Here is a 6,064-nt window from a genome sequence, read left to right as displayed (position 1 = left end):
CAGCGCGACCTGGCGCCGATCGCCGCCGGGGTGGACGACCTGGCCCAGGCCCTGGCCCAGGCGCAGGCCGACCGCGCCCGCCTGCAACGCCGCGTCGTCACGCGCGGGGACGAGGAACGCAAGGCCGTCGCCCGCGACCTCCACGACGAGATGGGCCCCTGCCTGTTCGGCCTGCGGGTCGAGGCCGATGCCCTGCGCGAGGCGGCCCCCACCCCCGCGATCGCCGGCCATGCGACGGCCATTGCCGCCATCGCCGAGGAAATCGCCCGCGTGAACCGTGCCCTTCTGGGCGACCTGCGCCCCGCCGCCATCGGGCAGTTGCCCCTTTCCACGGTGCTGGCTGACTATGTCGCCGATCTGGCGCGGCGGTTTCCCGACCTGGAGATCGGCCTGGATCTTGCCCCCGGCCTTCCCGAGCCGGACGAGGCGACCGCCCTGACCCTGTTCCGCATCCTGCAGGAAGGCACCACCAACGCCCTGCGCCATTCCGGGGCAAGCCGGGTCTCGGTGCGCCTGTGGACCGATCCCGCCCATTGGCGCATGGAGTTGCGCGACAACGGCCGGGGCATGGCGCCGGGGGCGCGCGAAGGCACCGGCTTGACCGGGATGCGCGAACGGATCACCCTGCTGGGCGGCGATTTGCGCTTGTCCTCGGGCGCGGGCGGCACCACCATCGCCGCCAGCCTGCCCCTCCCGCAGCCGGAAGAGTTGCCATGAAGTCCGCGCTTGTCATCGACGACCACCCCATCACCCATCTGGGCGCCAACAGGCTTCTGCGCGAACTGGGCTACGAGCGCATCGGCCAGGCCATGTCGGGCGAGGAGGCGCTGTCGCAACTGTCCGCCGGGGACGCGCCCGACCTGATCGTGCTGGACATCAGCCTGCCGGGCGCGGGCGGGCTGGATCTGGTCGAGCCGTTGCGCGCCGCCGCGCCCGGCGCCCGCATCCTGATCTTTTCCATGAACGACCAGACGGGCTTTGCCGCCCGTGCCCTCCAGGCGGGCGCGCAGGGCTTCCTGTCGAAGAACGCGCCCCCCGCCGATTTCCGCGACGCCGTGCGGATGCTGGAAGGGGGCGAGTTCTACCTGTCCCCCCGCCACGCCATGGCGCTTGCCACGCTGCGGGCGGGGGCTGCGGCCGATCCGCTGGGGGCGCTGTCGGATCGCGAACGGCAGGTGCTGGCGCTGATCGGCCGGGGCTTCAGCCTGCAGGCCATCGCGGACGAGCTGGATGTCAGCTACAAGACCGCCGCCAACACCTCGTCGGTGCTGAAGAAGAAGCTGGGCGTGGACGGGATCAACGGCTTGATGAAATTTGCGCTGGACAGCGGGGTATGAGAGCGATGCTGGGTTGGTTCAGTCTGAACGACGATGCCCCGCCGGGCGAGGCGGACCGCATTCTTGCGCGGCTGTCGGTCCAGTTGGCCGATGCCGGGCTGCGCGTGGCCGGCGCGGTCCAGACCAACACCGACACGGGGGCCGACTGCGCCTGCGACATGGACGTGCTGGTGATCGGAGAGGAGGACGCGCCGATCCGCATCTCGCAATCGCTTGGCGCTGGCTCGACCGGGTGCCGCCTGGACCCCGGCGCGCTGGAGGATGCGGCGGCCCGCGTCGCCGTCCGCATGGCAGGGGCCGAACTGCTGATCCTGCCCAAGTTCGGCCGGCAGGAGGCGATCGGCCGCGGTTTCCGGTCGGTGATCGCCGGGGCCGTCGCGGACGGTCTTCCGGTGCTGCTGCACGTCCCTCCCGAGCAGCGCGGGGCCTGGGCCGAGTTCTGCGACGGCATGGGCCAGCATCTTGCCCCCGAATCGCTGGCCGAATGGTGCCTGGACCAGGTCACGGGCGTCGCGTGAGCGTTCTGGTCGACGCGCGCGGGCTGTTGTGCCCCCTGCCGGTGCTGCGGTTGCGCAAGGTGCTGCTGACCCAGCCTGCCGGCGCGCGGGTGCGCCTGCTGGCGACGGACGCCATGGCCGCCGTCGATGTGCCGCATTTCTGCGGCAAGGCCGGGCATCGGCTGGCGGGCCAGCGCGAGATGGAGGGCGGCGTGATCGAGTTCATCGTCGAAAGGGGGCTGTCCGCCCCCTCGGCCGCAAGCGGCCTCACCCCCGAGGGTATTTGAGCAACGAAGAAGCATGCTGGCCGTATTCCTGAAGACATTGCCCTTTTTCGGGCTGATCGGCCTGGGCTGGCTGGCCGCGCGGACGCGATTCTTCCCGCAGGAGGCGGCGGCCTGGCTGACCAAGTTCGTCTTCTTCTTCGCCTTGTCGGCCATGCTGTTCCGCTTTGCCGCAGGCCTGGATCTGGCGGCCTTGTTCGACGCACGCTTCGCCCTGGCCTATCTGGCGGGTTCCTTCGCGGTCTGGGCGGTGGGCATGGCAGTGGCGCGCGCCCGCGGCCTGCCCGTGTCGGAGGCCGCGATGGAGGCGCAATGCTGCATGATCGGCAACACGGGCTTTCTGGGGGTCCCGATGCTGGTGGTGCTGCTGGGCGAGCGGGCCATCGGGCCGGTGCTGATGGTGCTGACCATCGACATGCTGGTCTTCTCCACGTTGATCACCCTGATCATCCATGCCGGGCGCAGCGGCGGGATGCGCCTGTCCAGTCTGGCCCCCATCGGGCGCGGCGTCGTCGCTAATCCGATGATCCTGTCGATGGTGGCGGGCCTGTTGTGGTCGCAGATGCGCCTGCCCCTGCCCGCCCCCCTTGACGAATTCCTGGCCATGCTGGGCGCCGCCGCCACCCCCGGCGCGCTTTTCGCCATCGGCGCCAGCCTTGCGGCCCGGCGGATCGGGCGGCTTGCGGCCTCGGGCTGGCTGAGCCTTGCCAAGCTGGTCCTGCATCCGCTGGCCGTCGGGGTGGCCGCCTGGGGCATCGGTGTGGACTCCTTCGCCACCGGCGTGATGATCGCGGCAGCCGCCCTGCCGGTCGCCGGCAACGTCTATATCCTGGCGCAGCATTTCGGCGTGGCGCAGCAACGGGTCTCGGCCGCCATCCTGATCTCGACCGTGTTCAGCATCGTGACCATTCCCCTGGTCATGCTGCTGATCGGGCAGGCCTGAGACCGGCCCGGCGACCGCCTTGCTGCCATGCCCGAGGCGGTTGGCACCCCTGACGGGGCATCCTGCCGTGGCGCAGCCAGTCCCCGGCCCATGGCTCTGGGAAACCCTGTGCCGGATGCAAGGGCGATCCTGTCCAGGGGACCGCCTTTCCGCGCGTGTTGCCCCCATGTCTCGCATCGTTTACCTGCATGGCCTTGACGACCCGGTCCGCGCTGGAAAGAACGGGGCGACCGAGATGGCGATCAGAAGGAAAGCCGATGAAATTCCGTTTCCCCATTGTCATCATCGACGAGGACTTCCGGTCCGAGAACACGTCCGGCCTGGGCATCCGCGCACTGGCCGAGGCCATCGAGGCCGAGGGCTTCGAGGTCCTGGGCGCCACCAGCTATGGCGACCTGTCGCAATTCGCCCAGCAGCAAAGCCGGGCCAGCGCCTTCGTGCTGTCCATCGACGACGAGGAGTTCAGCCCCGGCCCCGACCTTGACCCCGCCGTGGTGAACCTGCGCTCCTTCATCGAGGAGGTGCGCTGGAAGAACGCCGACGTGCCGATCTTCCTGCATGGCGAGACCAAGACCAGCCGCCACCTGCCCAACGACATCCTGCGCGAGCTGCACGGCTTCATCCACATGTTCGAGGATACGCCCGAGTTCGTCGCCAAGCACATCATCCGCGAGGCCAAGACCTATCTGGAGGGCATCCAGCCCCCGTTCTTCAAGGCGCTGCTGGATTACGCCGAGGACGGTTCCTATTCCTGGCACTGCCCCGGCCATTCGGGCGGCGTGGCTTTCCTGAAATCGCCCATCGGCCAGATGTATCACCAGTTCTATGGCGAGAACATGCTGCGCGCCGATGTCTGCAACGCGGTCGAGGAACTGGGCCAGTTGCTGGACCACAACGGCGCCATCGGCGCGTCGGAACGCAACGCCGCGCGGATCTTCAACGCCGACCATTGCTTCTTCGTGACCAACGGCACCTCGACCTCGAACAAGATGGTGTGGCACCACACGGTCGCGCCCGGCGACGTGGTGGTCGTGGACCGCAACTGCCACAAGTCGATCCTGCATTCGATCATCATGACCGGCGCCATCCCGGTCTTCCTGCGGCCGACCCGCAACCATTGGGGCATCATCGGCCCCATCGCCCACGCCGAGTTCGAGCCGGAATCGATCCGCGCCAAGATCCGCGCGAACCCGCTGCTGCAGGGCGTCGATGCCGATGCCGTCAAGCCGCGCATGATGACGCTGACCCAATCGACCTATGACGGCGTTCTCTACAACACCGAGGAAATCAAGCGGATGCTCGACGGCTATGTCGAGAACCTGCATTTCGACGAGGCCTGGATCCCGCACGCGGCCTTCCACCCCTTCTATGGCGCCTATCACGCCATGGGCCGCAAGCGCGGGCGCACGCAGCACTCGGTCACCTATGCGACCCAGTCGATCCACAAGCTGCTGGCGGGGATTTCGCAGGCAAGCCACGTCCTGGTCCAGGATTCCGAGGAGGTGAAGCTTGACCGGCACCTGTTCAACGAATCCTACCTGATGCACACCTCGACCAGTCCGCAATACTCGATCATCGCCAGCTGCGACGTGGCCGCCGCGATGATGGAGCCGCCGGGCGGCACGGCCCTGGTCGAGGAATCCATCCTTGAGGCGCTGGATTTCCGCCGCGCCATGCGCAAGGTCGATGCCGAGTTCGGCGAGGACGATTGGTGGTTCCAGGTCTGGGGCCCCGATGCGCTGGAGGAAGAAGGCATCGGCCGCACCAAGGACTGGGTCCTGCGCCGCACCGACAGCGAGGGCGTGCAGCGCGACGGCGAAGACAGCTGGCACGGCTTCGGCGACATGGCGCCCGGCTTCAACATGCTGGACCCGATCAAGGCCACCATCATCACCCCCGGCCTGGACATCGAGGGGCGTTTCGACGCCACCGGCATCCCGGCCTCCATCGTGTCGAAATACCTGGCCGAGCACGGCGTGGTGGTGGAAAAGACCGGGCTTTACAGCTTCTTCATCCTGTTCACCATCGGCATCACCAAGGGCCGCTGGAACACGCTGGTCGCGGCCTTGCAGCAGTTCAAGGACGATTACGACCGCAACCAGCCCTTGTGGCGCGTCATGCCCGAGTTCTGCGCCAAGCACCCGCGCTACGAGCGCATGGGGCTGCGCGACCTGTCCCAGCACGTCCATGCGCTGTATGCCAAATATGACGTCGCGCGTCTTTCGACCGAAATCTACCTGTCCGATCACCACCCGGCGATGACCCCGACCGAGGCCTTCTCGCACATCGCGCGCCGCAAGACCGAGCGGGTGCCGATCGACGAGTTGGAGGGCCGGATCACGACAAGCCTTGTGACACCCTATCCCCCGGGCATCCCGCTGCTGATCCCCGGCGAGACGTTCAACGCCAAGATCGTTGACTACCTGCGCTTCAACCGCGAATTCGCGCGCGAATGCCCTGGCTTCGAAACCGACATCCACGGGCTGGTGCTGGAAACGGGTCCCGATGGCGTGGTGCGCCACTACGCGGATTGCGTGGCCTCCTGAGATCGGCAGGGCCGTTCTGGCAAAGCGAGGACGCCCTGTGATCCTGCTTGCGGCAATCTGAAAGAATGCCCGTTGGCGATGGCCTGGGGGTTGTCTTGAGGCAGGCGAAGGGCTCGATGCCGTTGATCTTGCATGTCTCGATCAGCGGAGCGTGCGACCACAGGCGATGCCGCCTTCATCTTGGCCTGCGAAGAGTGCATTCTTGCGCTGGAGGGCAATAGGACCGATCAGATTTTCGATCCGATCGGAGCCGATCTCGACGCGACCGTCCGCCAGGAAGGTCTGCAACCCGTCCGAATGGTTGCGAATATGGCCAAGCTTCTCGCCGAGCCGGAACTTGACGGAGATCCTGCGTCGATGAACCGCCCTGGCTTTACCGGAGAGTAAAACACTCAAAGGATGAGCCCTATGTCAAAGGCGAGAATCACCCCCGCCTGTCCGGCCGAGCTTCGCGAAC

General features: G+C 67.3%; 6 protein-coding genes and 1 pseudogene. 6 read left to right on the top strand and 1 reads right to left on the bottom strand.

What is annotated here, in order from left to right; genetic code table 11:
• The 6 genes from J0F76_RS19505 to J0F76_RS19480 form a co-directional block, all read left to right on the top strand.
• Positions 1-717: ATP-binding protein (locus J0F76_RS19505; protein WP_242690467.1), on the top strand; the 717-nt coding region annotated here is incomplete at its 5' end.
• Complete coding sequence (locus J0F76_RS19500) at positions 714-1,337, top strand: response regulator (RefSeq protein WP_207472051.1); 624 nt, start codon at positions 714-716, stop codon at positions 1,335-1,337. The genes J0F76_RS19505 and J0F76_RS19500, both read left to right, overlap by 4 nt.
• Positions 1,338-1,342: 5 nt before the next feature.
• Entirely contained in the window at positions 1,343-1,855 is a 513-nt protein-coding gene (locus J0F76_RS19495) for a DUF2478 domain-containing protein (RefSeq protein ID WP_207472050.1), read from the top strand.
• The gene (locus tag J0F76_RS19490) at positions 1,852-2,121 is read left to right on the top strand and encodes a sulfurtransferase TusA family protein (RefSeq protein WP_341351628.1); all 270 of its coding nucleotides are present in this window, start codon (positions 1,852-1,854) and stop codon (positions 2,119-2,121) included. Before J0F76_RS19495 ends, J0F76_RS19490 begins: the two co-directional genes overlap by 4 nt.
• Before the next feature lie 13 nt (positions 2,122-2,134).
• Positions 2,135-3,061, top strand: coding sequence for an AEC family transporter (locus tag J0F76_RS19485; RefSeq protein ID WP_207472048.1), 927 nt, complete (start codon positions 2,135-2,137; stop codon positions 3,059-3,061).
• A 257-nt stretch (positions 3,062-3,318) separates the two neighbouring features.
• Positions 3,319-5,607 carry an arginine/lysine/ornithine decarboxylase gene (locus J0F76_RS19480; protein WP_207472047.1) on the top strand — a complete coding sequence of 763 codons (2,289 nt, stop codon included), beginning with the start codon at positions 3,319-3,321 and terminating at the stop codon, positions 5,605-5,607.
• Here J0F76_RS19480 and J0F76_RS21415 read toward each other — a convergent pair.
• Positions 5,583-5,964: pseudogene (locus J0F76_RS21415) on the bottom strand (IS66 family transposase); the annotation flags it as partial. The gene J0F76_RS19480 and the pseudogene J0F76_RS21415 overlap by 25 nt on opposite strands.
• Positions 5,965-6,064: the final 100 nt, after the last annotated feature.

This window comes from Paracoccus fontiphilus (assembly GCF_017356265.1).
Taxonomy (GTDB): domain Bacteria; phylum Pseudomonadota; class Alphaproteobacteria; order Rhodobacterales; family Rhodobacteraceae; genus Paracoccus; species Paracoccus fontiphilus.
The sequence above is the reverse complement of the archived record's forward strand: the minus strand, read 5'-3'. Positions and strand labels throughout refer to the sequence as shown.